Below are 26,043 nucleotides of genomic sequence, written 5' to 3'. Positions count from 1 at the left end.
AGTTTTCAAAGAACAATTTGATAAGACAACTTTTATATCATATCACTTTCCAAAAGCGGAGTCAACAACTATTTAATTTTTTATTTCAAAAGATTAATAGTTTTAACGACAACTTTCAAAGTTTAACATTTCTAACTAACGAAGTCAACAATTACTTTTTAATATTGTGTGTCTCGCTGACAACTTTTATATCTTAACACCTGACATAGAATAAGGCAACAAAAATCTTTATATAATAAAACTTACTTTTTATGGATATTAATTATTATATAATGCTAGAATGAGATAAACTTTAACCATTTAAAGGGGTGCAGAAAATTGCTTTCTTTTATATTAGTAGTGATCGTATTATTTCTAATTCCAGGTCCAGCTGTTTTACTCACCATTTCTCAAACCGCTCAAGGCGGGAGGAAAACTGGCATCATCACTGGCATCGGGATCGCTGTAGGTGACTTGATTCATACAATCGCTGCTGTGCTTGGTCTTTCTGCCATTCTCATGACATCAGCACTCGCCTTTGAAATCGTAAAATATTTAGGTGCAGCATATTTGATCTTTTTAGGGATTAAGACAATCCTTCAAAAGTCCAAAAAACAAGAGCAGCCCGTCGTGAGAAAGAGCTCTTCTGTCACTTCGTTTCGTCAAGCCTTATTAATTGAATTACTTAATCCCAAAACAGCTCTTTTCTTCTTAGCTTTCTTACCGCAGTTTGTTCACAACAATGGGACTCCCGTCGTTATTCAGTTACTTACTCTTGGGCTCACGTTTGTGTTAATGAGCATCTTGTATACCACCCTGCTTGCATTCCTAACCAGCTCCATTGGCGAAAGACTTTTCTCAAACAAAAATAGCAAGCTTGCCCGCTGGCAAGGGAAGGTTGTCGGCTCAATCTATATTGGCCTTGGCCTGCAGCTCGTACTTCAAAATCAAAAATAAAATGCATATTAAAAGCGATACCATCGATGTATCGCTTTTCTTTATTGCTTAAGTTTTTTGAACATCCCTCGGCTTGGTTTAAGGTTTGCTTCGATGATGTAGAAGTCGCCATTGTTTGTTAGACCAATGTCTAGGCCGATTATGCGGGAACTTTGGTAGTATTCACCTAGTTCGTATGCTGTTAAGAGAGCAATATTATCGATTTCTGTGTTTAATAATTGGATATCGATATCCTTGATGCTGGAGTCTTCAAGTGCTTGCTCTAGGGTAAGAATTGCTTTGGCAATATTGGTGATAAAATAGCCATTTTTCGCTACTTTTGCAAGTTTCCCCGTTACCTTCCATTCAATGGAATCTACTTCTTTTTCCACCATTACCCGTATATCAAATGGGCATTGCTCTATTGTAGCTAATGGAATCTTCTGTTGGACGAGATACAGTTTTCGGCCATATTTCTCTTTATCCAGAAATTCCTCGATACCATTTTTTCCGCAAATCATCTTATTTCTATCGCTATGTATTTCATAGCTGTCTTCACCAATCTTTGTAATCTGTACTACACCATAGCCCTGCGATCCTCCGCTAGGTTTTATCACAACTGCTTCATTTTCCTCTATAAGCTCCCAAAAATTTCCGCGAGATAAAATAACCGTTTTTGGCAAGTACCCGACAAGTATAGGATTGTCCTTCATAATCTGATACTTTGTCCATTTTCCGTATGAATAACTCATGCCAAGCCCACCCTTTCGTCCAGAGACCTGCTGTTTATACCCTATCCTATTCACAGCCTGTCAATATGTATGGATAGATGTCACTGGCACGTTTTCTATTCCTTCATAAATAGGCGAGAAAATAACGGGATAAGCCCTAACCTTTATTTTTCAATTGAATATATTAACTTGAGAATCCTTTAAAAGGAGGGGTATAAATGGGGTGCCGTAAGGACAAAAGCGATTGCAACAAAAAATGTTCCTGCAAGAAAGATTGTTTATGCCGGATATTAAAGAAGTTCAAGCATAGCGAGGTAACGATTCGGACGAAATCTGGTGATTTCTTTACTGGGGAGTTAATTAAAGTAACAAGTGATTGCTGTGTGAAAATCATCGAGCCAGTTACAATGTCACCTTTGTTAAGCGAGCGCTTGACTGTGATTCGCTGTAAAGATATCGAGAGCTTTTCCGTCGATTTACTCAGCGGATGAGGGAGTAATAATCCTTAACCGAAGTAAGGCAGCGGATAACATCACTGCCTTATTTTTTGGAATGGACGTATCTTTGAAGGGAAGAAGTATGGACGATGAAACGACTTCGCCTTCTTAACAGCGAGTCCTCCGCATCTGAATGATGGTGCTGTGGATCTTGATACCGTATATAGGCATAATGATCCTTCGTTAAAGAAAACATTTTTAGCCTATTTTCATAACAAAGGCGCTGAAAACCACTATCCTCCCCAACGTTCACATCCGGAAAACTAATTTTATCAAGGATGCTTTTCTTGAAGGCGAGCGTAGCCCCACTTAAAAAATCTGAACTTTTGTACGGACCATGATTGATAATCCATCGATTTTCATGATTCGGATTATACAAACGTAATTCATTTCCTTTTTGGAAGTACATATAAAAACTGCTCTTTCCTACCACGTCTGCCTTTTTTTCCACAAAGGCCTGATATACCTCGTTCAGATAATCGGGACCGTAATAGTCATCATCATCCATTTTTGTAACAAATTCATATTTCGCCAGCTGCACCCCTTTGTTTAAGCATGCACCCAAACTTACCTCTTCAGGAAACTGAAGAACCAGGTATCCCGCCAAATCCACCTCCAGCACTGAAGAATTAATGATAATAATCAACTCTTTTTCTTTTAACGTTTGTCGCTGAAAGTTCTCAATCATCTTGGGTACAAATGCTAGGCGATTCGTACAGGCAACAACGGAAATCATTTGGACTGCCCCCTTCCTACCCAGACCAAACTCTGTGTATTTCATAGTATGTAAGAAACTGAAAAAATAGAGGTGAATCATGGATAAGAAAGTGTTAATTACAGGAGTGGCAGGTTTCCTTGGGTCCCACCTGGCAAAAGATTTATTGGCCGCTGGATGCGTGGTCGTTGGGGTAGATAATTTATTATCAGGAAAGATTACTAACATAAAGAACCTCCCCGAAGACCAGTTCATTTTTAAAGAAATGGATGCTTGCTCGAAAAAGTTACTAACCGACCCAGACCTAAGATATGTTCAGGAAATTTACCATCTCGCCTCGGCCGCCTCTCCAAAATACTATCAAGCCAACCCCTTTGAGACGATTAATGTCAATACCATCGGCACAAAAAATATGCTGGAGCTTGCAAAAAGGAATCAAGCGAAAATGGTGTATACCAGCACAAGTGAAGCCTATGGTGACCCTGAAGTACATCCGCAACCAGAAACCTACCGAGGTAATGTCAATACATGGGGTCCTCGTGCCTGTTACGATGAAGCCAAGCGTTTAGGCGAGGTCCTTTGCTACTTATATTTCACCGAATATCAAACAAAAGTAAAGGTAGCTCGGATTTTCAACACCTACTCAGCTGGACTGGCGAACGATGATGGTCGAGTCATTTCTAACTTTGTCACTCAAGCATTAAATGGCGAAGACATTACAGTTTATGGAGATGGCACGCAAACACGGTCGTTTTGCTATGTGACCGATACAATCAACGGACTAAAGCTATTAATGGAAAAAGAGGAGGCCAATGGTGAGATTATCAATATTGGCAACCCCGTCGAATATCCAATTATTGATTTAGCACATTTGGTAAAGGGATTAGCCAAATCAGAAAGTAACATCACGTTTCATCCCCTGCCTAAAGATGACCCGAAAGTGCGTCGGCCTCTAATCGATAAAGCGAAGGAATTATTAGGATGGGAACCATTTGTAACCCTGAATGAAGGACTGGAGAAAACAATCAATCAATATCGAAACAAGTTAAGGATCGATGGCTCAAGTGAAACTCAATAGTACAGTAGGCCAAGCCATACTCGAACTCTCCTTCCAAAAGAGAGTGCAAGTATGGCTTGCAATCTTTATTCCTTATTGTTTACGGCATCCAAATCTTAAATAAATTCTTCCCAAATTCCAATCCTCTTTTTCTAAAAAAACGTAACTGCTCGCCAAGCTGTGGAGTGGAAACTAGGATTACACCATCAATTTCATTAGACAAGAAAAGAGAAACCGCCTTTCTAACCTCTTTAGGGCCAAGAAATTCCATCGATACATAATGATTCTTTGCTGCTAAATTCTCCTGGTAAAAGTCAACGTGGTTGTTCGTTCCTAGGAGTAATAGCTTTGGTTTCCTCTTTAAATGGAAAAATCTCAACGTTGCGATCTGTTTAAAGGTACTGAGCAAAATTTCATTGGTTGTCTCGACTTTATTACTATGGGCAAGTGAATTTCCATGGATGCGATAGCTGTATAGGACTTCAGGAACCCTAGCAATTTCTCCTTCTTCAAACATTCTCGTCCAAAGATCGTAATCATAGGCAATTTTAAAGGTGGGGTCATATCCGCCAATTTTTTCATAAGCCTGTTTGGAGAAAAAGCCGGTCCCATGGCAAAGTGGTGTACTGTAAAATTGCTCCGTTCTGAAGGATCCTTTATTATTAAAAAAGAGTTCTTCCCATTCAAGCAAACTTTGATCAACTAAATCCTTTCCAGGAATACAGCGAATGAGTGACCCTGTTGCTGCAAGCCTGGTGTCTGCTTTCACATAAGCTAATTGTTTTTCTAATCGCTGCCTATGGCTAAGATCATCAGCATCTTGGATGGCAATCCAATTGCCCTTTGCTTGATTAATCCCCATGTTTAAGGCAGTGGCTGCCCCGACATTCTTGCCTAGGTGAATCACCTTCACCCGTGAATCCGATATCCGATCAAGTATCTCCTTTGTTAGATCAGCAGAACCATCATTCACGATAATATATTCAAAATCGGGTAAGCTCTGATGTAAAATACTTTCTATCGCTTCCACAAGATACGCTTCTCCGTTGTAGACCGCCGTAACCACAGATATTTCCATAGCTAAATACAACACTCCTGATAAACAATTTGATTTATCATATGCACAGTAAAAAGAGATGGAATCGTCTACACAAAAAGAAAATAGCATGAATAAACTAAAGGGACGATGCTATGAATGTTGGATAAAGGAGATTAATATGAGAAAGGTCTTTTGTGTCGGCATGATAAAAAATGAAGCGGATATTATTGAGTCCTATGTACGATACCATCTCAATATATTTGACGGGATTGTCCTCTTAGATAATGGGAGCACTGATCGTACGCTTGAAATTCTCACTCATATACAATCAGAAGGACTGCCTATTTTTTTGAAACATGACAATACCCTGGAGTACGTTCAGGGAGAAAAAACTACTGAGTTAATTAACTATACCTTTGAACGGTTCGACCCTGATTTTATTTTTCCATTAGACGTGGATGAGTTTTTAACCGCTCCAAATTATCCTGGAAATCCACGAAAATTAGTGAACAAATTATCTACAAGCAAGGTATATTACCTCGAAAGAGACCTTACTTATTTCCCCATCCACCTAAATGAGAATGAATTGTTTATTCCAAAAAGAATCACTTATGCAAGTCCGATAAAGGATTATTGGCCGAAGGTAGTCGTTTCCAAAAAAATTTGGAAAACATACTCCCCCTCGATTTCTGGTGGGAACCATGATTTATTATTCGATAAAAGGAATGTCCGAGTGCAAATTTCCCCGCACTTAAAATTAAAGCACTATCCCTATCGGTCAATCGAACACCTCAAATCAAAAATAACAGTAGGCTGGATGAATACTCTCGCTTCTCATAATTATAGTGAAGGCCACAATTACCACTGGCGCACCCTTTTTGATGAACTTAAAAATAATAACTTTTCTATTAGTGTAGATGCGATTCTAGAGCATAATGAAACGTATATTCCAATGGACACAACCTTTTGCCATTCATTAGAACTAAAATACACCACCGCCCATGAAGTCAATGCCTTAAGGAACCTATTAAACTATTGTGAATCTCTAGCAAACAACTATCGTGAGTTGGATAAACGAAGGCGTGGTGAATTATAAATGGAACCGATATCGATAGTGGCACTAAGTAATGATCATTACGCTGTTCATTTAGCCACAATGCTATTTTCTTTATTCGAAAATAAACTCCCTGAAACAAATTATCAAATCTATATCATCGATGGAAATTTATCGCTCGAAAATAAATCAAAAATTAACTGCCTTCTCCAAACATACAACACCTCTCCTACCTATCTAACGGTTGACCCAAGTATCTATAAACACGCTAAGGTTTGGGGGCATGTCAGCCGCGAAGCCTTTTATCGTATCTCTATACCCGATCTCTTAGACAGAAGTATTAAAAAGGTCATCTATCTTGATAGTGACTTAATTATTAAAGGAGACCTCCGTGCTTTATGGGAGAGTGAACAATTGGATAAGCATTTCTTGGGGGCTGTCGAGGACCCGGTTGAGTTTGCTGGCATCAAACTGCCGCGCGGCTATAAATACTTTAATTCTGGCGTCCTGTTAATGAATCTTAAAAAGTGGAGGAAATATAACATTTCGAGCAAGGTTCTGCTATTTATTAATAAGTACCCCGGAAAAATCATGTGGTGGGACCAGGACGCCCTTAATGCCGTTCTTTATAATAAATGGTTTCCCCTCGATTATAAGTGGAATTATCAAGTATTTCGAATGGGACATTTGGACATTAACCCAGTCATTATACATTTCAATACTGATATAAAGCCCTGGAACGGCGAGACCCTTCTGAAAGAAGAATATGATTACTATCGGAATCGACTTGAATGGTAAATAGAAAATCCCGTCAATAATCGTAGACGGGATTTTTCTATGTTTCACTTCGACCTTGGATGCGCAACTTTTTTAAAAAAGCCTTAAATCTTGAAATGTTGAGATAAATCGGATCTTCCCCTTTCCATCGATTTGGATTTTGAGACCCATGGCTGCCTACTTGACCGATAATGTAATCATAATCCAAATCGCCTATGGCACTGATTGCCCAATAATGGGGGATAATATAGGTTGGGCTAAAAATCTCAAAAACCTTCGTCCCAGGCTCACAAAAGGTTAAATTGGTTAAGCCCGCCCCATGGGCCGCAATAACGACCTCTGCCGAAGAAAATAGCTGTACCTGCTCAGCGACCGACAGGAATTCCAAATCAACTAGAATAAATCCATAGGTATTGAGCAACTTCATCACTTGCTTTTCATTCGCGATTCTCCTCGACCATCTTCTGGTAATGAAGATTCTTTTTTTAGGGGCTGAAGGTGTATTTTTTAAAAATACCGAACGGAGAACATTATGTCCCCATTTTGTTGGGAATGCCGGTTGAGTAGCAACAGCCAACTGCTCAGCTTGAAGATGGAACTCGCTGTGCGTCTTAATTATTCGATCATCTGTCAGTCCAAAATGCCGAAAGGTTTCCTGTTGGAATGGCTGTTCATCTCCGGCATTTACAATAAACCGTTCGATTGGCAGACCACTCTTCAAGAACAAATCAATCCTCGGTATAACCTCATACATCCAATGGTAGTAATTCCGGCTATAAACATGTGTTAGATCCGCAGCATGTTTGACCTGAGTCACTTCAGGCAATGCCTTCTCTTGAAAAATCGAATGAGTTTCAGGGGTGATATGTACCCCCTCAAATGATACATCCCATAAGAGATGGTTATCAGGGGTAATGATTGCACCATTCATCCCCCAGACGCGTCCGTTAGGAACAACCGCGACCTCTCCTCCTGCAAATTCATTTGGATACCAGGAAGGAGGACAGGGGGGACGTGGCAGACTGGTTGAGACAGGGGTTTTAGGGTAAATTTCTTTCATGGTTAACGTGGATGGATCCTGTGCCGCACCCCATTCTTTTATAGATTGAAAGATTTCTATCGGCGGAAGAAAATGTTCCAAATTAACACTCCTTTCAAAGAACATAACAAACTTAGGTAACATAAACCTTTCATCAAGAATAGTAGTATAGAATGTATCTACATAAACTTCGCGAAAAATTAGGAGGCGATTTTTTTGAGGAACTTACAGCCACCTCAAGGGATCTATGACACCGTAAAGGAATGGTTCGAGGCAAACGACCAAGCGGTTTCTAAAGGAGCAGTCCTAAAGGAAATCTATCCAGCTTCTTCTTTTTCACGGCAAAGACATCGACCTCCCACTCGTTACCCCTCTATATTGGTCGGCGGCACCGTCGGAGTGATTCCAGGCGGACGTGTATGGGGGCAAAACGGTGCGGTCATAACCCCCGATAATTACTTGATCTGGGATGCTTCCTTAGAATATGTTCATCCACGCTCCAATCATTCGATTTTTAAAGAAAACACCTTAGCACCCATTTCACAAAAGTATCATCAAGTAGCTGACCTCACACATGCGGAGGGAAGAAATTATTATCACTGGATGTATGAGGTATTACCCCGTATACATTTACTGCAGGAGAGCGGCATCGATGTCGAACACTATATCGTCAAACCTGAACCCGTAAGTTTACCTTTTCAAGCGGAGACACTAAACCAACTTGGGATCGCGGAGCATCAATTAATTCACACTTTCGAAGGATTCCATCTTCAGGCTGACCAATTAGTGGTAGCTTCCCAGCCTTCGTTTGCGACCAAGTGGGGGTATAATTTTTTGAGAAGGACGTTCTTAACGGAAGATTCAACTGAAAGAAAGCGGATTTATATTCGAAGAAAATGGTCGCGAATCATTACCAATGAGTCTGAGTTATGGGAGATTTTACGACCCTTGGGTTTTATTATGGTTGAGCTTGAGACCCTTTCCGTTAACGAACAAGCGCGGCTATTCTCGTCTGCTGAAATCATCGTTGGTGCACATGGTGCAGGCTTTGCTAATTTAACTTTTTGCCAGCCAGGAACAATAGTGATTGAAATTTTCTCTCCAACCTATATTACTCCCCTTTATTGGGCTATTAGTTCTTTTGGAAACTTGAAACATCATTATTTTATTGGCGATTTTGCTGGAAGCAATCGAGCACAAGGAAATCAGGGCTGGACAGGATTAGATAACATCACCATTCACCCCCGCAAGTTTGCTGCTTTCATAAGAAATATGAGACTTTCATAACGATTCACTAATTCACAGTGGATCGTTATTTATCTATAACCATTAGGATGCTGCTGATGCCATTTCCAAGCCGATTCTATCATTGCTTTGATATCATATCTTGGCGACCAGCCTAAGGCGTTTTGAATTTTTTGCGAGGAAGCTACTAACTTCGGCGGGTCGCCCTTCCGCCGCGGTTGAATTTTCACATTGGCTTTTGCACCGGTTACCTGCTCACAAAGATAAATCATTTCTAAGACGGAAACGCCTTGTTCATTTCCTAAATTAAAGATTTCCGCCGTCTTTGGATCTTGCTGCTGCAATAAAAATTCTAATGCGAGAATATGACCGTGGGACAAATCGGTAACATGAATATAATCGCGGATGCACGTGCCGTCTGGGGTCTCATAATCATCTCCGAAAATTTCTATATAAGGCGTCTTCCCTTGCAAATGCCTTAAAATGTTGGGAATTAAGTGCGTCTCCGGATTGTGATCCTCGCCGATTTCAGCAGATGGATGAGCTCCCGCCACATTAAAGTAACGGAGGGCAATATAATTAAAATCGTGCGTCTGTGAGACATTTTTTACGATCGTTTCTACCATTAGTTTTGAATTACCATATGGGTTAATCGGATTGGTCGGCAGGTTTTCATGGATGATTGGTTGATCCGGTACCCCATAGGTGGCACAGGTTGAAGAGAAGATGAAATTTTTAATATGGTGATCAACCATTTTTTGCAGTAAGCAGACGGTGGCCGCCACATTATTTTGATAGTATTTGAGCGGCTGGGTGACCGATTCACCCACCAGACAGCTGGCGGCGAAGTGCATGACCGCCTTTACGGAATACATCGTAAATAGACGGTCAAGTACACGCGGGTCTCCTGCGTCTCCCTTGATAAATATCGCCCTTTTATCGACAGCTTCTATATGCCCAGTCGATAGATTATCTAATACCACAACAGAATAACCACGGTCTGCAAGGTCCCTGACAACATGGCTGCCGATATACCCTGCCCCGCCTGTTACTAATATCACGGCGAATCACTTCCTTTCGTTTTAAGTCACAGCAAAAAGAGCATGCGGCAATGCTCTTTTTAGTGATTTGAAATTCCAAAGTAGTAGAATCCTAGTTTCTGAACTTGGTCCTTATCAAGCATATTTCTTCCGTCAAAAATAACCGGCTGCTTCATGAGCGGCTTTACACTCTCCCAATGGAGCTTCTTATACTCCTTCCAGTCTGTGGCAAGAACGAGCGCATCGGCACCTGTTACCGTTTCTTCAATCGTCAACATTTGGTGAGGAACACCACTTTTTACCATTGGGTCGTGGGTTTTAACAATTGCTTTCTCTGCTAATAAGCGCTCAATCAAAGTAAAACTAGGCGACTCCCTCGTATCATCCGTATTTGCTTTAAAGGACAAGCCGAGCACGGCAATCGTTTTATTCTTCAGCTCCCCACCGAGTGCCTGCTTTATTTTTTCAATAAAATAAATAGGCTGCTCCGCATTCACGTTTACGACCGCTTCGAGAATCGATAACGGGGTTCCTTGTTGTTGGGCTGTGTAGATTAGCGCATTGACGTCCTTCGGAAAGCAGGATCCGCCGTAGCCCATACCCGCTTTTAAAAAATGAGGATTGATACGGTGGTCGAGCCCGATTCCGTTCGAAACGTCGTTGACATTGATAGAAAGTTTGTCACATACCCGTGCTAATTCATTTATATAGGAAATTTTTAAGGCGAGGAAGGAATTGGCGGCGTACTTAATCATTTCCGAGGCGGTGGGATGAGTTTCGACGACTGGACAGGAGAAGTCTTTATATAATTCTCTCATGATTGCTTTGGCGGTTTCACTCGTAGTGCCGATGACGATCCGGTCAGGATGGAGCGCATCTTGAAGGGCGGAACCCTCGCGCAGGAATTCGGGATTGGAAACTACATCAAATGGAATCGGGGTGGATTGATTTTCTGCGATGACGCTTGTCACTAATGCGGCCGTCCCGACTGGCACCGTACTTTTTGTTACGATGACCTTGTATTGATTCATATGTTGACCGATTGATTGGGCGACATTTTTTACAAAGGAAAGGTCTGCATTGCCGTCGGTTCCCTGCGGGGTCCCGACGCAAATGAATATTACATCATTCGCTTTTATGGCGTTTTCCGTTTGATTGGTAAAATTTATATTTTTGGCATCGGTATGCTTCTTTAAAAGGTCTTCAAGGCCAGGTTCATAGAAATGTAGTTTTCCAGCTTGCAACGCTTGGATCTTTTGCAAATCAAGATCAAGGCCGGTTACCTTGTGACCCAGTTCGCAAAAAATAAGCCCTGTAGTGGTTCCCACATAACCTGTACCGACAATCAAGATGTTCACGACTATTTTTTCCCCCTTGGTCCACAAATATAATTAATGAGCTCCACATATTCAGACGTTTTAGCAATATCAAAGCACTTGCCTTCTATCTCCAACCCATAGCTTGTATAATCTTTTGCCATTGCTCGGATGGCGTCGGTTAATTGAATTTCTCCACCTACATCTGGTTTTACGTTTTCTAGATATGTGAAAATGGCTGGATCAAAAATATATCTGCCAATCACGGCTAAGTCAGATGGTGGTGATTCTTGCGGTTTTTCAACGATGTCAACGATCTTATATTCCTTGTTTTTTAATGATTCTGGCTGGATGACTCCATAATTTCTTAACTCCGCTGGATCTAGTTTTTTTACTCCAATAATATTTCCTTGATATTCAGTGTACATATCGATTAACTGCTGTAACGGTTCTTTTTCGTTGGGAAGAATAATTTCATCTGGGAGCAGGACTGCAAACGGCTCATTGCCAACAAAATGCTTACCGAGGAGGATCGCATCCCCTAATCCACGTGCATAGGATTGGCGAACATACTGAAAATGCACATTAGGAAGAGAAATTTCTTTTAAAAGGTGGGTCTTATCTTTTTCCTCTAAGTATGTCTCCAACTCCACCGAGCGATCGTAATAATCAAGGATCATATTTTTTGATCTTGAAACGATAATTAATATTTGTTCAATTCCTGAATTGATGGCTTCTTCGACGATAAAATCAAGGGCTGGCCTTCCGCAGATTGGCAGCATCTCTTTTGGCAAAACTTTCGTGATTGGCAAGGTTCTTGTTCCATACCCCGCTGCAGGAATGATTGCTTTTCTTACCATGTCTCTTCCCTCCTTGCGAATTAGTAATAGAATATTCGAAAAGGGACGAAGGGGAAGGGTGTTCAACAGAAATGGGCGCTAAAGGGGATGGATGTGCTTGATTCGAAGGAGGAGTTTTGGAGTTTGAGAGGATTTTTTTCGAAATCGGTTTAAGGTGATGTCATTAGATAAATAGTGGTTTGGTTCGTTCACCAGAGGATGTTATTTATTTTGGAAATCGAGAGGCACGTACTGATGGGACATTTTCGAGGATATTAACAGAGTTATCAACATATACTACGTTTATATCCACATGAAAGCGAAGGATATCAACAGATTTCTACTATTTGTACACAAATAATGTGGATAATATTTTGACTCTTTCTAAAATAATGACTACTATATGGGTTTATCCACAAAACCCACAATTTTATCCACAAAATCAACAAGCTTACCCACAATTCAAGTTAATATATCCACATTAACCATTAGATTTATCCACATTTTACAATACAAAAGACCTAGCAGGATCTCTAGGCCTTTCATATTACTTATTGGAACCATCCTCTGGATTCGCTTGATCATACCGTTCAAGAATTTCCTTTAGCTCACCCGTATCGCCTTTAGCATTAATAATCTCAAAAAGTTCATTTAACCCATCACTAATTTTTTCATCTTCCTGTTTCATGTTTATCCCCCCTTTTTATACTAGGGTACCCTCCCGAACAGAAAAATATTTCGATGAGAATTCTGTCGAAAACATTTCACTGTCACCTGACAGTATTCTGCTTTTATCCACTCTATTATTTGCTATCTTAAAAGAAACGATCGATGGGAGGGCAATTGCATGTATTTCGAATGCTTGTTAGATGCCGTATTGGGGGAACGACAAATTTTCCATGTTATCGATTGCTCCATCTGTGGGTTTGAGGAAATTTATTATGAAAGTCCAGTTGCCAGGAAACTAATAGGACGAGCCTGTTCACACTGCAATTTTGTCCAACGGTTTGAATAATCTAATCAGAATTGAGCTTGGTTTTGTCCAAGCTCAATTTCTTTGTTATTTAACAATCGCTCCCTTAAGCTGATTGACATCAAACTCCAAATATCCCTTTAAACAGGTCAACATATATACCCAGCCTTCTTTATTATCGATGAGATTCCTAATTAATTCATCATCATCTTCTTTAAATCCTTCTTCAGTAATTTCAATAATAGTACTCGCCTGGTCCAATTCTTTAAGTGAGATAGTGACCCGATTTCCTTCTCCATCCGTCCCCCACCTAAAAATAATTTTCTTATTTGGCTCGATTTCGAGCACTTCAATGCTGACATCGGCATTGTATTCCTCATATCTCAGTCCAACCGTCTGGCCCTGCTCCCATCGGGCACTAGATGTGAACCAGAAATTCTTGATTTTCTCAGGGGCAACGAAGGCTTCAAACACTTCATTAGCGGGCTTCAAGATTTTAAATACCGTTTGATTAAACATTCTCCATCATCCTCTTTCTTTCCATAGGATTACTATATGTAATGGTTGGCTAATTGAATTTTTTTATACCTATTACTTATAAGATTCTAAATGTAAAAAAAGCCAGTATTGATCACCAATACTGGCTTTTGTTACATAAATGGTTTACTTACATTTTTAACGCAAATTCAAGTGCTTTACTATTATGATAACTTGCTTTTACTATTAGCTTTGCTCTTAATTCTTTATCCAGACAATCACGCTTCAGTAGTTCATTGTGGCGGTGCTGAATTAAGTGATAGTAATATTTAACCTTCATCAACATTTTTAACACAAAAAAACCTCCTCATATTCATCTACATAAATCGCAGGAGTTATCGTGTTCGGTAACTGGCAAGCATCGTTCTTAAAACCTTAGCCCCTGTAGTTTTGCGTCACCACTTTTCAATGGCTTTGCCGTTTCGTACGATTTATGTGTTTATAAAAAATATAAGCAACTGATTTATAAAATAAAAGGGTCATTGGACCCAATCTAGTAATTTTTACAAAATAGATAGAGTAGCTGATACATCTTAAGATTCACCAGCGCTGATTCATCAGAATGGACAGAAGCATAAAAAGGCGTTTTAAAGTGTTGATTGCTGTCCATGATGATAATGAAGTGAATTTTAAGAAAAGGAAGTTACTTATGTTAAAAATACGTCTCGCCTTTTTGTTTCTGATTGTGCTGGCGCTCTCCATAACAGGCTGCGCAGGGAAATTTCATTTCTTTCAGGACGAAGAGAGTTCATTCCGGAGTCCATCATCTAGTGAGGAGAAACGGCAGCAAGATGCTAGCGTTCAAGCTTCCAGCCAGGAAGTGATTCCTGTTCTTGTTAATAAGAGCAATAGACTGCCAAACAATTATCAGCCAAGAGATTTAATTTATCCTGATATCCCATTTACGTTTCAACAGAAAATGGAAAAGCGGCAAATGCGCTCTGAAGCAGGAGCAGCGATCGAGAGATTATTTGCTGGTGCGAAACAACAAGGAGTGAATTTGTTAGGAGTGTCTGCCTACCGGTCCCATGCTTCTCAAACGGCTTTGTTTAATTACTACGTTAAACAAGATGGATATGAGGAGGCGATAACCTATAGTGCGGTGCCTGGAACAAGCGAACATGAAACCGGTCTTGCCATTGATGTGACGGGTGGGGATGGCAAATGTGCGGCCGAGGACTGTTTTGAGGGAACCAAAGAGGCGGTCTGGCTTCAAAATCATGCCGCCGAGTATGGCTTTATTATCCGCTATCCTAAAGGCAAGGACGCAATCACTGGCTACCAATACGAACCCTGGCATCTTCGTTACGTTGGGAAAACAATCGCCAAAGAAATTATGGATCGCGGCATCACCCTTGAAGAATACGTAGATGCAACCGTTGTGAATAACTAAACTTGGTACCTGGCACCCATGGAGAGTTCACCATTCTGCAAAAAAAGGCCCTCATTGCAACTAAGTTGCAACGAGGGCCTTTTTTAGTTATTTACCTTTGATTTCTAATAGCTTTAACCGAAGGTCATTTTCCATCGAAGCAAGTTCTTGTTCGGCCTGACGGCGCTTGTGCCGGCCTTCTTCTTGGATTCGCATCGTCTCTTCGAGTGTAGTGATTAGGCTTTCCTGAGTTTTCTTTAAGGTTTCAATATCAACGATACCACGTTCATTTTCTTTCGCTGTCTCGATCGTATTGGTTTTTAGCATTTCGGCATTTTTCAAAAGAAGTTCATTGGTTGTTTTCGACACCTGCTTTTGCGCCTCGACCGCATGACGCTGGCGAATTAACGTTAACGCAATCGCAACTTGATTTTTCCATAATGGAATGGCTGTCATAATCGAGGATTGGATTTTTTCCACAAGCGCTTGGTTCGTATTTTGAATTAACCGAATCTGCGGAGCACTTTGAATGGTAATTTCCCGGCTTAATTTCAAATCATGGAGACGCTTGTCTAACCGGTCCGCAAATTGGATCATATCGTTAACTTCTTGAAATTTCATTTGATCATTGGTCTGCTCCGCTGCTTTTTTCAGCTGTGGAATCGTCTTTTCCTGCATTTCTTCCAGTTTAATCTCCCCAGCGGCAATATAGACATTCAGGGCATGGAAATATTCTTTATTGGTCTCATACAACTGTTCGAGTAATTTAATATCGGACATCAGAATATTTTTGCTGCGGTCAAGTTTTACACTGATTCGGTCAATTTGTGCGCCTGTTTTTTGATATTTGGAGAGTACTTCTTGAACCGAGCTTGAAATTTTTCCAAACATACGAGCAAATAAGGATGGCTTCCCATCCTTCAAATCATCGGGATTCACTTCATCTAATCGCTTCATTAAATCACTAATAATCTGCCCGATTTCACCCACATCTTGTTTCTGCACATGCTCAAGCATCGTGTGGGAGAAGGAAAGCAATTTTCCTTGGGCTTGGGTACCATATTGAATCATCGACTGATGGTTGGTCGGGTCGATTTGCTCCGCAATCTGATAAGCTTTTGCGCGATGTTCTTCAGGGATGACATCAATTAATTTAACTGGTTTTGCCTCACTTGTTTGTGGTACTGGTTTTTTTGTTAATTCCAGCTTATCCCCAAACGGGTCAGCCAGAATATCATCTAATAAATTACTGGTTTTGTTGGGTTGAATTGGGTTGTTTTCGTTCACTTTAGCCACCTATTTTCTTCTGGGAATTTAGCGTCCTTTTGCTTATTAAGGGTATGCTTTGCGACGTCAATTTCAAAATTTAAGTGATCGATGTCATCGGAAATGACTTTGTATAAATCCTCTTCCAATACCTTTGTTAGTTCATTAAGTGTATGGCGGGTTTCAATAAGTGATTGGCCCATTTCCGTGTTCTTTTTTGGCTGAGAGGATAGGAAACTATATTTCTCAGTTAATTCAACAATTGAATCTAAATGAGAGAAATAAAACTGTTCTGCCTGGTAAAATCGTTTTGGTTCCTTGGTAGTCATTTTGTGTATTTTTTTTGTAATTCTTAGAAGGTCAATTCTTTGTTTTACAGAAGATATGTCACGTACGTTGAACAGATTTTTATTCAAGCGATTAATTTTCTGTTTGGCTTCTATAAGATTTTTCCTAATGTATCGATACTCTTTTCTCGATATCTGTTGCTTATTTAAAAAGCGGGCGTTCATCACAATCGCTAGGATGAAATGGGTAAGGATCCCTCCCGTTATCGCAATTCCTGTTGATACCCAAAAAGTTTGATCAAAAGGAAAAAAGCTGATGAGCCACGTTAACAGAGTTATCGGGACAGCCACAAATGAGCGGATAAGAAACGACAAAATCGGGTTCATAATAAATCGACTCCTGACTTAAGACTCTTTATATTCCTACGAATGAATGGAATGGAATGTTTCATTTTCCTCAAAAATATATACCAAAAGAAAATTATTTCCAAATTACTACTTCAACAATACACGAAAAAACTCCTGCCTGCCATAGACCTCAAACGGAAAGAATTCTAGGTCTTGAGACGTATTTTTCAGCTGTTGGGATGGCGTTGAATCTCATTATGTGGGCTACTGCCCAAGAGTTATATAAAAAGGAGCATAGGATAGATACAATCGTGAGGAGAGAGAAGAATATTATGTATAATCCTTATCAGATGCCTATTGAATATCAACATCTTAATAGACAATATAATGGTGGACAGTATCATCATAACGGGCAACCACATCATGGCGGGCAACCACATCATGGCGGGCAACCGCATTATGGCGGACAACCACATCATGGCGGGCAACCGCATTATGGCGGACAGCAGCATGGCGGTCATGGTGGACATTCGGGTTCAGGTTTTAATCTTGGGTCATTAGGTTCTTTACTTGGGTTTGGCTTAGGCTTTTTAGGTGGTGCTGGACAGGTAAAAGGACCATATCCAGGTGGATATGGATTTAGCGGTGGTTATGGCGCTGCACCTGGATTTGGAGGACTTGGCGGATACCCAGGTGGACCTATTCAAGGCTACAACCCTTATGGCCCTGGAATTGGGGGCGGATTAGGCTATCCTCCTGCTGGAATTACTGGTTACCAAGGATTTAATCCAAATATGAACATGTTCGGACAGCAACTCCAACCTGCCCCAGGTCTTAGCAGCAGCTATGGCTCTTGGAATCCAAGCGAATATGGGTTACCTAGTCCTATGCAGAGAATGGGGATATATTAAAAGGGAGCTGAGCTCCCTTTTTTACGATAAGAAAACTATTTTTACCTAACTCGCATAAAGTTCAATTGGCAACCCATCAGGATCTGTAAAGAAGGTGAATTTCTTATTTGTAAGAGGGTCCACACGGATGTCTTCAACTTTCACTTGATGGGTTTTCAGATAGTGTACTGCTTCTTCGATATCATCTACTTCGAAAGCAAGGTGTCTTAATCCTGCTGCCTCAGGATAGCTTGGCCTTACAGGTGGGGCGGGAAATGAAAACAGCTCAATTTGATATTGACCGTTCACCTCTAAATCAAGCTTATAGGAATCCCGCTCCTCCCGATACACTTCATTAACAGGGCTAAGACCAAGGATGCGAACATAAAAATCCTTTGATACTTCAAAATCCGAACAAATTACCGCAACATGATGAATTTTGTTCAACTTCATCTACCAACAACTCCTTTTATTAATCCATAGCAAGAAAACACCCCTTGTCCGCCTAGACAAGAGGTTCAAACTCGCTCCAAATGTCCACACCATATGGACAAAATCATCAAAGTGTCCACAGATGGTACCTGACACCAATTTAATGACACCAATTTAACACCCATCTATTCACCAAAGTCCTCTGGCCGTTCTTCGTTTTCGAAGTGGTGGAGGATGGCTTTGACTATGCGCTCGGAGGCATGTCCATCTCCGTATGGGTTGGAGGCATGTGCCATTTTGTCATGGGCAGCAAGGTTTGATAATAGTTCATCTGCAAGTCTAAAGATGGTTTCCTCATCTGTTCCCGCCAGTTTAAGGGTGCCTGCCTCAATTCCCTCTGGACGTTCCGTGGTATCACGTAACACAAGGACTGGAACACCCAAGGATGGTGCTTCCTCTTGAACACCGCCTGAATCTGTCAAAATCAAATAGGCCCTTGAGGCGAAATTATGGAAATCGATCACATCCAAAGGCTCGATTAGATGAATTCTATCGTTGTTTCCAAGGACACGATTGGCAATTTCGCGAACGACAGGATTCATGTGAACTGGGTAAACCACCTGCACATCCTCATGCTTTTCGACCAAACGGCAAATGGCGCGGAACATATTTTCCATCGGTTCGCCGGTGTTTTCCCGGCGATGCGCCGTCATAAGAAGTAACCTGTCGTTTCCGATCCGTTCCAATACAGGATGAGAATAATTGGCTCGCACCGTTGTTTTCAAGGCATCAATCGCTGTATTTCCCGTGATATAAATAGCCTCTTCTCGCTTATTTTCTACCAAAAGGTTTCGCTTTGCCTGGACCGTTGGCGAAAAGTGAAGGTCAGCCAACACCCCAGTCAATTGACGGTTCATTTCCTCCGGATACGGGGAATATTTGTTATGCGTCCGAAGTCCAGCCTCCACATGTCCAATCGGGGTCGAGTGATAGAACGCAGCCAAGCTTGCAACAAACGTGGTCGTTGTATCACCATGGACAAGGACAATATCTGGCTTAACATCCGCCAGAACTTGATTTAGTCCCTCTAAACTCCGCGTTGTCACTTCCAGTAAGGTTTGCCGTTCCTTCATTATATTTAAGTCGTAATCGGGCGTAATCTCAAATATCTCCAGCACTTGGTCAAGCATCTGGCGGTGCTGGGCCGTTACTGTAACAATCGGTATAATTTTATCAGGGTACTTCCCTAATTCTTTTACCAGGGGAGCCATTTTAATTGCTTCTGGTCTCGTTCCAAACACAGTCATTACCTTCAATTGATTCTTCATAGGGGCCTCCCACTAACTATCTAATTCCATTCACCTCACATGATACCAAATAATCCTCATTTATGAAAAAGCTATCCACCTCATTTGTCATGAAAATTCCTCAATATCCACTGACACCTTGTAATTTTCTAAAAATTTATTTGTACAATATTACATTTCTAGGTGGGGCGAATATATTGCAGAGAAAATTTTTAAAATATCCGACCTAGGAGTGAATTACATTTTGAAAAAAAGAGCCCTCATTACCATACCTATCTGCTTGCTTCTCATTGCAGTCATGGTAGCTTCCATTTTCCTCATTAATCTCAAACCAGCCGCTGGGAAAATAGCACAAGCTCAAAAACTTGCAGAATACTCGAAACCAGCCGTTGTCCGAATCGTTGATTATGCTGTTGTGCAATGGCAGTTTAATAATCCCAATGATCCTGAAGTCATCGCCATATTGGAGCAGCTAAAGAACCAATCCATCGTGGGCGGTTCAGGTTCAGGTGCGATCATTAGTGCGAACGGCTATATCGTCACCAATGCTCATGTAGTTGAAGCGACTCAAAAGAAAGACGAGGATATCGCCAATGAGGCGTTTAAACAACTAGTAACGATCATTGCGGACTATTTTAAAGTAGACTATCAAACAGCCTACAAGTATATGGTCCAATATACGCAATACACGGGAATCGAAAAGGTTTTGAAAGTAATTTTACCAGGCGGGGATGTACTTGATGGTGAAGTGAAAAGCTATGGTGCCCCTATAAATGAAGGAAAAGATGTAGCTGTTCTAAAAATTGAGGGCAAAAACCTGCCAACTTTACCACTTGGAGATTCTGATAATATTCAGAACCAAGATAATATCTGGGTCAGCGGATATCCAGCTGCTGCCGATTCGGACCTATTATCTCCCGATTCATCATTAGTTTCCTCGATGAATGCAGGGCAAATCTCTGCTACCTCTAAAAAGACAGAACAAGGTAGCCCTGTTATTCAAATTAACGCGGCTGCCACTCATGGAAATAGCGGTGGACCGGTCATCAACTCAAAAGGTGAAATCATTGGCTTACTCACGTTTAGAGGCGACACAGTCAACGGCCAAGAAGTCCAAGGCTTTAACTTTGCTGTGCCAGTCAACACGGTGAAGGAATTTGTCAACCAAGCGGGCGCAAAAAATGCGAAGAGCGATACAGATAAGCTTTATCAAGAAGGATTGAACCTTTATTGGGGCGGTTACTATAAACATGCATTAGAAAAATTCGAGGCTGTTCAGCGAATCTATCCAAATCATTCGGAAATCAAACAATATATCGCAAACTCCGAGAAAAGGATAGGCAGCAGTAAAACGCTCTGGTCCGATTATGCTACGACCTTCTATATTGTCGATGGCGTTTCCGGAGTACTGATTATTATTCTCCTACTGTTCACGTTTGCGTTTAGACCGAAACAACAAACAGTAGCCGCGGCAACGGCTGCTCCAAACCCAACACCAGTAACACCAACACCAACGGCGCCTGAAAACACACTTACTGACTTAAATAATGATGGAAAAATCGACGTTCAAGATATCCTCCTCGCCCTCCAAGAGGCCCAGAAAAAGCAGAAAAAAGACGATGAATAGAAAGGTTGTCTTTTTGTGGTACCTGACACCATGAAAATGACACCATGAAAAAATATAAAGAAAAATGGGATGTAGATTATGCTACGTCCCATTTTTCTTTGATTAAATGATTGGACCTTAACCTTCGTTATTTTACCGCTTTTGCCAGCAAGGCTTCTACTTCATGCTTATATGGCATGGCTGGTGCGGTGCCTATTTTTGTGACAGACAGGGCAGCTACAGCGTTAGCAAACTTCATCGCATCCTTCACCGAAGATCCATTGCTAATCGCATGGGCAAATCCTCCGTTAAAGGCATCTCCTGCTCCAGTGGTATCGACCGCTTCAACCGTAAAGCTTGGAATCAATTCACCGCTGTCTCCACCGGTGTATAGGTATGCTCCTTTACTTCCCAACGTGATGATAACTGTATGGACACCTTGTTCATAAATGACCTTTGCCGCAGTTAGGGCTGTCCTTTCATCGGTTACTTCAATCCCCGTCAACTCGAAGGCCTCAGTTTCATTTGGGGTGATATAAGCAACATCCAGCAGAATTTCCCTCGGGAACTCCTGATATGGGGCCGGATTCAAAATAACAGGTACACCATGATTCTTGGCTACTTTCACTGTGGTCACAATTGCTTCAATGCTAGTTTCTAATTGAATTAGTACAATATCTGCTTCCTTAATTTTGTCTTCAGCCTCAATGACCTCTGCCTCTGTTATGGTTCCACATGCCCCCAAAGCTACGACGATACTATTTTCACCCTTATCATCTACTTCAATTAAAGCCGCACCTGTAGCTTGATCGGGGTCGACTTTAATATAGTCGATATTTACATTCTCATTCGTAAAGTGCTTTAATGCTTCTCTGCCAAAAACATCATCACCCAATTTGGTTAAAAACGTTACATCAGAACCGCTCCGAGCAGCAGCAGTTGCCTGGTTTCCACCTTTCCCACCAGGACCCATTTGAAATGGCCCTCCAAGCACGGTTTCTCCTGGCTTTGGAAGATGTGGTGTACGACTCATTAAATCCACAACATAACTTCCGACGACAACAACTTTCGACATAATCCTTCCCCGCCTCTACATAATTTTCAAGATGATAAAGTGAAACTTCCATCCCCCACTGAAGGTTAGTTGAACCTATCGGGCTTTTACTGGCAGTTGATCCCTCACTATCTTCTTCGACTTTGTAAACTTAGAATCTTGAGGTGGGGGTCTTACAGCCAGTTAAAGCGGGATAAAAGTAAAAACGCAATGCGATTGCGTTTTTACCTTATCAACCTATGACTATTTCGTTTTTACTTCATTTACATTTTCTTTAGTAACAAGTGTAGAATCAAGAATTACCTCTTTTTCAACAGTTTCTTTTTTAGAAATTTTTAAAGCCGTAGTGACTGCTTCTTTTCCAAGGAAAAACGGTGGTTCTGCAATTGTTGCCTCTAGTTTCCCTGCCTTAATCGCTTCGATCGATGGATCAATGGCATCACAACCAATTAATGTGATTTCATCTAAACGACCTGCCGCCTCAATGGCTGCTAATGCACCAAGTGCCATCTCATCGTTAGCTGCGTATACTCCATCAATTTTAGGATTTGCTTGTAAAATATCTTCCATTACCTTCATTGCCTCACCGCGGTCAAAGTTTGCTGCTTGTCTAGCTACTACTTTAAAGCCTGGGTTGGCATCGATAATTTCATTAAAGCCTTTGCTTCTTAATTGTCCTACGTTTGTACCCAAAATCCCTTGAATTTCAACAATATTTCCTTTACCACCAAGTGCATCCTTTAAATAGGTACCTGCAATATTACCAGACTTAAGTGCATCAAAACCGATATGAGTAATTACTTCTCCACCATTAGATGAACGGTCGATTGTAAAAACTGGGATATCTGAATCGTTTGCCTTTTTAACTGCTTGAACAATCGCATCACTATCAGTTGGGTCGATGATTAACACATCAATATTTTGTTGTAAAAGATTTTCCACGTCAGATAATTGTTTACCAGGATCGTTTTGTGCATCTGTAATTACGAGGTCAACCTTATCTTCCTTGGCTTGCGCTTCTGCCCCTTCTTTCACAGCAACGAAGAAAGGATTGTTTAACGTATTCATGGATAAACCAACTTTTAACTTACCGTTATCCTTTGCCTTTGAATCTGTTTTTGTGCTAGTCTCTTTATCCATGCTACAACCTACAAGACCGATAATAACCACAAACATTGCCAACAACGAAATAATCTTTTTCATTCCAAAACCCCCATTTTCTTATTTTTTAATTTTTGAAAACTTACTATCTACTAAAACAGCAACTAATATAACGAGACCCTTCGCAATACTTTGGTAAAAAGGAGACACGTTCATTAAATTCAATACATTATCAAGAACGCCCATAATCAAAGCACCAATCAGCGTTCCGGTAACGGCTCCTTTTCCTCCTGCTAAACTCGTCCCACCAATAATAACGGCTGCAATAGCATCGAGCTCAATACCATTTCCCGCAGTTGGCTGTGCTGACATTAATCTTGAGGTGTAAATAATTGCGGATAGGGCTGATAGCAACCCTGCAATTCCGAAGACAACTATTTTAATAGCCTTAACGTTGATCCCTGCTAGAATCGCCGTTTCTTCATTCCCACCGATGGCATAAATATAACGGCCAAAGCTGGTGTATTTTAACATCCAATACATGAATCCAAAGATGACAAACATGAGGATAATTGGAACTGGAATACCAAAAATTCTTCCGCTTCCGATAAAACGGTAAGCCTCATTACTTACAACCAGCGGATAACCCTTTGTATAAACGAGCGTCATTCCGCGTGCGATTACCATAATCGCCAGTGTGACAATGAATGATGGGATGCCAAATCTTGCGACAAAAAAACCATTACAAAGACCAAATAATAGACCAACTCCGAGAGCAGCTAATAATGCAAGCGGGAGCGGCCAGCCAGCGGTTAAGGCACCAGCTAAAATGGCACCGGAAAATGCCATAACGGCACCGACGGAGAGGTCAATTCCAGCAAGTAAAATAACAAGTGTCATTCCACTCGCGATAATTGCAATAATAGAAACCTGCCTGAGCACATTCATGACGTTACTCATCGTGAAGAATACATCAGACAGAAATCCTGCAACCACACATAATACGATAAAAATAAGTAATACGCGGTATTTTTCAATGAGGGAGAGCCAATTGAACCCCGCTTTATTCTCTACATGCTTTTGAACTGGTGTTGTACTAGGCATTCATTACACCCCCGGATGCGTAATAAAAGATTTTTTCCTGAGTAGCTTCATTTTGGCTAAGTTCAGCAGTAATCTGCCCTTCATTCATAACGATAATGCGGTTACTTAATCCAAGCAATTCTGGCATTTCGGATGACATCATAATAATTGAAATCCCATCTTCCGTAAGCCTTTTCATAATTTGATAGATTTCCGCCTTTGCCCCCACATCAATCCCCCGTGTTGGTTCATTCAAAATGAGTACCTTTGGATTCATTTGCAGCCATTTCCCGAGCACTACTTTCTGCTGGTTACCGCCGCTCAGGGTTCTTACCTCTACCTTTGGGTCATGGACCTTTATTTTTAAATCATTCACCCAACGGTTGACAATCTCATCCTTCTTGCGCTTTTGCTGAATACCAAACCTGAAGATTTTTCGATAAGTGGGTAACAACAAATTCTCATAGACTGACAAACCAAGAACAAGACCTTCTTGCTTTCGATCATCAGTAACTAAGGCAATTCCTGCATCAATCGCCCCTCTAGGACTTTTGACTAGTTTCGAATCAACCTTCACAGTTCCAGTCATATTACTATACATTCCGAAAATCGCCTTCGAAAGCTCCGTTCGTCCGGATCCCATTAAACCTGCAATGCCAAGGATTTCACCCTTTTTTGTTGTCAGGTTAATGTTTTTAAGGATACCTGGTACCGATACATCTTTTACTTCTAGGCAAACCTGCGCAGATGGCTTACCTTTTTCAGGGAAGAGTTCCGTCAGCTCACGGCCGACCATCATGGTTACCATATCATCCTTTGTAACATCCTTCACCAAAGCACTTCCAATATACTTTCCATCCCTTAAAACTGCGATTGAATCTGCAACGACGAGTACTTCTTCCAAGCGATGGGTAATAAAAATAACTCCCATTCCCTGTTGTTTTAACTCTTTCATAATGGTTAACAGCTTATTTGTTTCTTCATCATTTAAAGCAGCCGTCGGCTCATCCATAATAATAATTTTCGAATTAAATGACAGCGTTTTTGCAATTTCAACCAGCTGCTGCTCAGCAACGGATAGATTAGCGATTAATGTGTCAGGAGAAACCTTATTCAACCCAACTCGATTCAGCCATTTCCTTGTTTCCTGCTTAATTTGTTTACGGTCTAAGATTCCTTTTGTTTTCCGCGGCTCCCGCCCGATAAAGATATTTTCAGCAACGCTCATATGCGGGATTAGGTTAAATTCTTGATAGATGATACTAATACCAAGGTTTTGTGAATGCTTGGGACCTTGGATTGTTACTTGATTTCCATTTATGTAGATTTCCCCGTTGTTTGGCTGATGAACACCTGCTAGCACTTTCATTAAGGTAGATTTTCCAGCACCATTCTCACCAAGCAAGGCAAGAATCTCGGACTGGTTGACGCGAATGGATACATGATCAAGTGCCTTCACTCCAGGAAATTCCTTCGATATTTCTTTCATTTCAAGCAAAGCTGTACTCAATTGCCATTCCCCC

The 26,043-nt window shown here is 41.0% G+C and carries 28 protein-coding genes and 1 riboswitch; of the genes, 10 read left to right on the top strand and 18 right to left on the bottom strand.

Annotation, left to right across the window (positions count from 1 at the left end):
* The first annotated feature begins 318 nt into the window (after positions 1 to 318).
* Positions 319 to 936: a LysE family translocator gene (locus V7121_RS09795; RefSeq protein WP_335502526.1), complete on the top strand. Its 618-nt coding sequence runs from the start codon at positions 319 to 321 to the stop codon at positions 934 to 936.
* 41 nt (positions 937 to 977) lie between these two features.
* Here the strand turns inward: V7121_RS09795 and V7121_RS09790 are convergent, their stop codons facing one another.
* Positions 978 to 1,667 (bottom strand): YheC/YheD family protein, encoded by a 690-nt coding sequence (locus V7121_RS09790; protein ID WP_335502529.1) that lies wholly within the window; start codon positions 1,665 to 1,667, stop codon positions 978 to 980.
* A gap of 197 nt (positions 1,668 to 1,864) precedes the next feature.
* Between V7121_RS09790 and V7121_RS09785 the strand changes: the two genes are divergently transcribed.
* Complete coding sequence (locus V7121_RS09785) at positions 1,865 to 2,137, top strand: hypothetical protein (RefSeq protein ID WP_335502533.1); 273 nt, start codon at positions 1,865 to 1,867, stop codon at positions 2,135 to 2,137.
* A gap of 49 nt (positions 2,138 to 2,186) precedes the next feature.
* Here the strand turns inward: V7121_RS09785 and V7121_RS09780 are convergent, their stop codons facing one another.
* Positions 2,187 to 2,879, bottom strand: a complete 693-nt coding sequence (locus V7121_RS09780) for a glycosyltransferase (protein ID WP_335502535.1) — start codon at positions 2,877 to 2,879, stop codon at positions 2,187 to 2,189.
* Between the two features lie 79 nt (positions 2,880 to 2,958).
* Here V7121_RS09780 and V7121_RS09775 point away from each other — a divergent pair, with 79 nt between their 5' ends.
* Positions 2,959 to 3,936: a GDP-mannose 4,6-dehydratase gene (locus V7121_RS09775; protein WP_335546480.1), complete on the top strand. Its 978-nt coding sequence runs from the start codon at positions 2,959 to 2,961 to the stop codon at positions 3,934 to 3,936.
* 79 nt (positions 3,937 to 4,015) lie between these two features.
* Here the strand turns inward: V7121_RS09775 and V7121_RS09770 are convergent, their stop codons facing one another.
* Positions 4,016 to 4,993, bottom strand: coding sequence for a glycosyltransferase family 2 protein (locus tag V7121_RS09770; protein ID WP_335502539.1), 978 nt, complete (start codon positions 4,991 to 4,993; stop codon positions 4,016 to 4,018).
* A gap of 139 nt (positions 4,994 to 5,132) precedes the next feature.
* Between V7121_RS09770 and V7121_RS09765 the strand changes: the two genes are divergently transcribed.
* Both V7121_RS09765 and V7121_RS09760 read left to right on the top strand, forming a co-directional pair.
* A complete protein-coding gene (locus tag V7121_RS09765; protein WP_335546478.1) occupies positions 5,133 to 6,050 on the top strand; it encodes a glycosyltransferase family 2 protein in 918 nt (305 codons plus the stop codon).
* Positions 6,051 to 6,806 carry a glycosyltransferase family 8 protein gene (locus tag V7121_RS09760; RefSeq protein ID WP_335502545.1) on the top strand — a complete coding sequence of 252 codons (756 nt, stop codon included), beginning with the start codon at positions 6,051 to 6,053 and terminating at the stop codon, positions 6,804 to 6,806.
* A gap of 37 nt (positions 6,807 to 6,843) precedes the next feature.
* Here V7121_RS09760 and V7121_RS09755 read toward each other — a convergent pair whose 3' ends face one another.
* Positions 6,844 to 7,926, bottom strand: a complete 1,083-nt coding sequence (locus tag V7121_RS09755) for a glycosyltransferase family 61 protein (RefSeq protein ID WP_335502547.1) — start codon at positions 7,924 to 7,926, stop codon at positions 6,844 to 6,846.
* Positions 7,927 to 8,040: 114 nt separating this feature from the next.
* Between V7121_RS09755 and V7121_RS09750 the strand changes: the two genes are divergently transcribed.
* Positions 8,041 to 9,111: a glycosyltransferase family 61 protein gene (locus tag V7121_RS09750; protein WP_335502551.1), complete on the top strand. Its 1,071-nt coding sequence runs from the start codon at positions 8,041 to 8,043 to the stop codon at positions 9,109 to 9,111.
* 29 nt (positions 9,112 to 9,140) lie between these two features.
* Here V7121_RS09750 and galE read toward each other — a convergent pair whose 3' ends face one another.
* The 4 genes from galE to V7121_RS09730 all read right to left on the bottom strand — a co-directional run bounded on the left by galE (position 9,141) and on the right by V7121_RS09730 (position 12,952).
* Positions 9,141 to 10,130: a UDP-glucose 4-epimerase GalE gene (gene galE, locus V7121_RS09745; protein ID WP_335502554.1), complete on the bottom strand. Its 990-nt coding sequence runs from the start codon at positions 10,128 to 10,130 to the stop codon at positions 9,141 to 9,143.
* 59 nt (positions 10,131 to 10,189) lie between these two features.
* A complete protein-coding gene (locus tag V7121_RS09740; protein ID WP_335546475.1) occupies positions 10,190 to 11,467 on the bottom strand; it encodes a UDP-glucose dehydrogenase family protein in 1,278 nt (425 codons plus the stop codon).
* A 2-nt stretch (positions 11,468 to 11,469) separates the two neighbouring features.
* Positions 11,470 to 12,285 carry a UTP--glucose-1-phosphate uridylyltransferase gene (locus V7121_RS09735; RefSeq protein ID WP_335502560.1) on the bottom strand — a complete coding sequence of 272 codons (816 nt, stop codon included), beginning with the start codon at positions 12,283 to 12,285 and terminating at the stop codon, positions 11,470 to 11,472.
* 526 nt (positions 12,286 to 12,811) lie between these two features.
* Positions 12,812 to 12,952, bottom strand: coding sequence for a hypothetical protein (locus V7121_RS09730; RefSeq protein WP_335502562.1), 141 nt, complete (start codon positions 12,950 to 12,952; stop codon positions 12,812 to 12,814).
* A gap of 159 nt (positions 12,953 to 13,111) precedes the next feature.
* Here V7121_RS09730 and V7121_RS09725 point away from each other — a divergent pair, with 159 nt between their 5' ends.
* A complete protein-coding gene (locus V7121_RS09725; protein WP_335502564.1) occupies positions 13,112 to 13,279 on the top strand; it encodes an acyltransferase in 168 nt (55 codons plus the stop codon).
* 45 nt (positions 13,280 to 13,324) lie between these two features.
* Here the strand turns inward: V7121_RS09725 and V7121_RS09720 are convergent, their stop codons facing one another.
* Together V7121_RS09720 and V7121_RS09715 are read right to left on the bottom strand one after the other, a co-directional pair.
* The gene (locus V7121_RS09720) at positions 13,325 to 13,756 is read right to left on the bottom strand and encodes an SRPBCC family protein (protein WP_335502567.1); all 432 of its coding nucleotides are present in this window, start codon (positions 13,754 to 13,756) and stop codon (positions 13,325 to 13,327) included.
* Positions 13,757 to 13,904: 148 nt separating this feature from the next.
* Complete coding sequence (locus V7121_RS09715) at positions 13,905 to 14,069, bottom strand: hypothetical protein (RefSeq protein WP_335502570.1); 165 nt, start codon at positions 14,067 to 14,069, stop codon at positions 13,905 to 13,907.
* A gap of 48 nt (positions 14,070 to 14,117) precedes the next feature.
* Positions 14,118 to 14,203: riboswitch (cyclic di-GMP riboswitch) on the bottom strand.
* 220 nt (positions 14,204 to 14,423) lie between these two features.
* Between V7121_RS09715 and V7121_RS09710 the strand changes: the two genes are divergently transcribed.
* Positions 14,424 to 15,167 carry a M15 family metallopeptidase gene (locus tag V7121_RS09710; RefSeq protein ID WP_335502572.1) on the top strand — a complete coding sequence of 248 codons (744 nt, stop codon included), beginning with the start codon at positions 14,424 to 14,426 and terminating at the stop codon, positions 15,165 to 15,167.
* Between the two features lie 87 nt (positions 15,168 to 15,254).
* On the opposite strand, the gene V7121_RS09705 is transcribed toward V7121_RS09710, so the two are convergent.
* Both V7121_RS09705 and V7121_RS09700 read right to left on the bottom strand, forming a co-directional pair.
* On the bottom strand, positions 15,255 to 16,433 hold the full coding sequence (locus V7121_RS09705; protein WP_335502575.1) for a toxic anion resistance protein: 1,179 nt from the start codon (positions 16,431 to 16,433) through the stop codon (positions 15,255 to 15,257).
* On the bottom strand, positions 16,430 to 17,086 hold the full coding sequence (locus tag V7121_RS09700; RefSeq protein WP_335502579.1) for a 5-bromo-4-chloroindolyl phosphate hydrolysis family protein: 657 nt from the start codon (positions 17,084 to 17,086) through the stop codon (positions 16,430 to 16,432). Before V7121_RS09700 ends, V7121_RS09705 begins: the two co-directional genes overlap by 4 nt.
* A 56-nt stretch (positions 17,087 to 17,142) precedes the next feature.
* On the opposite strand from V7121_RS09700, the gene V7121_RS09695 reads away from it, so the two are divergent.
* Positions 17,143 to 17,958 carry a hypothetical protein gene (locus tag V7121_RS09695; protein ID WP_335546473.1) on the top strand — a complete coding sequence of 272 codons (816 nt, stop codon included), beginning with the start codon at positions 17,143 to 17,145 and terminating at the stop codon, positions 17,956 to 17,958.
* A gap of 45 nt (positions 17,959 to 18,003) precedes the next feature.
* Here the strand turns inward: V7121_RS09695 and gloA2 are convergent, their stop codons facing one another.
* Positions 18,004 to 18,390: an SMU1112c/YaeR family gloxylase I-like metalloprotein gene (gene gloA2, locus V7121_RS09690; protein WP_335502585.1), complete on the bottom strand. Its 387-nt coding sequence runs from the start codon at positions 18,388 to 18,390 to the stop codon at positions 18,004 to 18,006.
* 164 nt (positions 18,391 to 18,554) lie between these two features.
* A complete protein-coding gene (gene wecB / locus V7121_RS09685) occupies positions 18,555 to 19,697 on the bottom strand; it encodes a non-hydrolyzing UDP-N-acetylglucosamine 2-epimerase (RefSeq protein ID WP_335546471.1) in 1,143 nt (380 codons plus the stop codon).
* A gap of 223 nt (positions 19,698 to 19,920) precedes the next feature.
* On the opposite strand from wecB, the gene V7121_RS09680 reads away from it, so the two are divergent.
* The gene (locus V7121_RS09680; RefSeq protein ID WP_335502591.1) at positions 19,921 to 21,303 is read left to right on the top strand and encodes a S1C family serine protease; all 1,383 of its coding nucleotides are present in this window, start codon (positions 19,921 to 19,923) and stop codon (positions 21,301 to 21,303) included.
* A 127-nt stretch (positions 21,304 to 21,430) separates the two neighbouring features.
* On the opposite strand, the gene rbsK is transcribed toward V7121_RS09680, so the two are convergent.
* The 4 genes from rbsK to V7121_RS09660 all read right to left on the bottom strand — a co-directional run bounded on the left by rbsK (position 21,431) and on the right by V7121_RS09660 (position 26,030).
* A complete protein-coding gene (rbsK, locus tag V7121_RS09675) occupies positions 21,431 to 22,357 on the bottom strand; it encodes a ribokinase (RefSeq protein WP_335502594.1) in 927 nt (308 codons plus the stop codon).
* 222 nt (positions 22,358 to 22,579) lie between these two features.
* Positions 22,580 to 23,539, bottom strand: coding sequence for a substrate-binding domain-containing protein (locus V7121_RS09670; RefSeq protein WP_335502597.1), 960 nt, complete (start codon positions 23,537 to 23,539; stop codon positions 22,580 to 22,582).
* A gap of 18 nt (positions 23,540 to 23,557) precedes the next feature.
* Positions 23,558 to 24,541, bottom strand: a complete 984-nt coding sequence (locus V7121_RS09665; protein WP_335502599.1) for an ABC transporter permease — start codon at positions 24,539 to 24,541, stop codon at positions 23,558 to 23,560.
* Positions 24,534 to 26,030, bottom strand: a complete 1,497-nt coding sequence (locus V7121_RS09660; protein ID WP_335546469.1) for a sugar ABC transporter ATP-binding protein — start codon at positions 26,028 to 26,030, stop codon at positions 24,534 to 24,536. The genes V7121_RS09665 and V7121_RS09660 overlap by 8 nt, the downstream gene beginning before the upstream one ends.
* Positions 26,031 to 26,043 lie beyond the last annotated feature (13 nt).

This window comes from Neobacillus drentensis, from assembly GCF_036962125.1.
Lineage (GTDB): Bacteria > Bacillota > Bacilli > Bacillales > Cytobacillaceae > Neobacillus > Neobacillus drentensis_B.
Note: the sequence above shows the minus strand (reverse complement) of the source record. Positions and strands in the feature narration are given on the sequence as shown.

Bases quoted from the DNA above. Each gene is read 5' to 3' on its own strand.
- V7121_RS09780 (WP_335502535.1), bottom strand. From the start codon at position 2,879: ATGATTTCCGTTGTTGCCTGTACGAATCGCCTAGCATTTGTACCCAAG.
- wecB (WP_335546471.1), bottom strand. From the start codon at position 19,697: ATGAAGAATCAATTGAAGGTAATGACTGTGTTTGGAACGAGACCAGAA.
- V7121_RS09760 (WP_335502545.1), top strand. From the start codon at position 6,051: ATGGAACCGATATCGATAGTGGCACTAAGTAATGATCATTACGCTGTT.
- V7121_RS09670 (WP_335502597.1), bottom strand. From the start codon at position 23,539: ATGAAAAAGATTATTTCGTTGTTGGCAATGTTTGTGGTTATTATCGGT.
- V7121_RS09785 (WP_335502533.1), top strand. From the start codon at position 1,865: ATGGGGTGCCGTAAGGACAAAAGCGATTGCAACAAAAAATGTTCCTGC.
- V7121_RS09770 (WP_335502539.1), bottom strand. From the start codon at position 4,993: ATGGAAATATCTGTGGTTACGGCGGTCTACAACGGAGAAGCGTATCTT.
- rbsK (WP_335502594.1), bottom strand. From the start codon at position 22,357: ATGTCGAAAGTTGTTGTCGTCGGAAGTTATGTTGTGGATTTAATGAGT.
- V7121_RS09790 (WP_335502529.1), bottom strand. From the start codon at position 1,667: ATGAGTTATTCATACGGAAAATGGACAAAGTATCAGATTATGAAGGAC.
- V7121_RS09725 (WP_335502564.1), top strand. From the start codon at position 13,112: ATGTATTTCGAATGCTTGTTAGATGCCGTATTGGGGGAACGACAAATT.
- V7121_RS09775 (WP_335546480.1), top strand. From the start codon at position 2,959: ATGGATAAGAAAGTGTTAATTACAGGAGTGGCAGGTTTCCTTGGGTCC.
- V7121_RS09765 (WP_335546478.1), top strand. From the start codon at position 5,133: ATGAGAAAGGTCTTTTGTGTCGGCATGATAAAAAATGAAGCGGATATT.
- V7121_RS09700 (WP_335502579.1), bottom strand. From the start codon at position 17,086: ATGAACCCGATTTTGTCGTTTCTTATCCGCTCATTTGTGGCTGTCCCG.
- V7121_RS09695 (WP_335546473.1), top strand. From the start codon at position 17,143: ATGTTTCATTTTCCTCAAAAATATATACCAAAAGAAAATTATTTCCAA.
- V7121_RS09665 (WP_335502599.1), bottom strand. From the start codon at position 24,541: ATGCCTAGTACAACACCAGTTCAAAAGCATGTAGAGAATAAAGCGGGG.
- V7121_RS09710 (WP_335502572.1), top strand. From the start codon at position 14,424: ATGTTAAAAATACGTCTCGCCTTTTTGTTTCTGATTGTGCTGGCGCTC.
- V7121_RS09720 (WP_335502567.1), bottom strand. From the start codon at position 13,756: ATGTTTAATCAAACGGTATTTAAAATCTTGAAGCCCGCTAATGAAGTG.
- gloA2 (WP_335502585.1), bottom strand. From the start codon at position 18,390: ATGAAGTTGAACAAAATTCATCATGTTGCGGTAATTTGTTCGGATTTT.
- V7121_RS09735 (WP_335502560.1), bottom strand. From the start codon at position 12,285: ATGGTAAGAAAAGCAATCATTCCTGCAGCGGGGTATGGAACAAGAACC.
- V7121_RS09730 (WP_335502562.1), bottom strand. From the start codon at position 12,952: ATGAAACAGGAAGATGAAAAAATTAGTGATGGGTTAAATGAACTTTTT.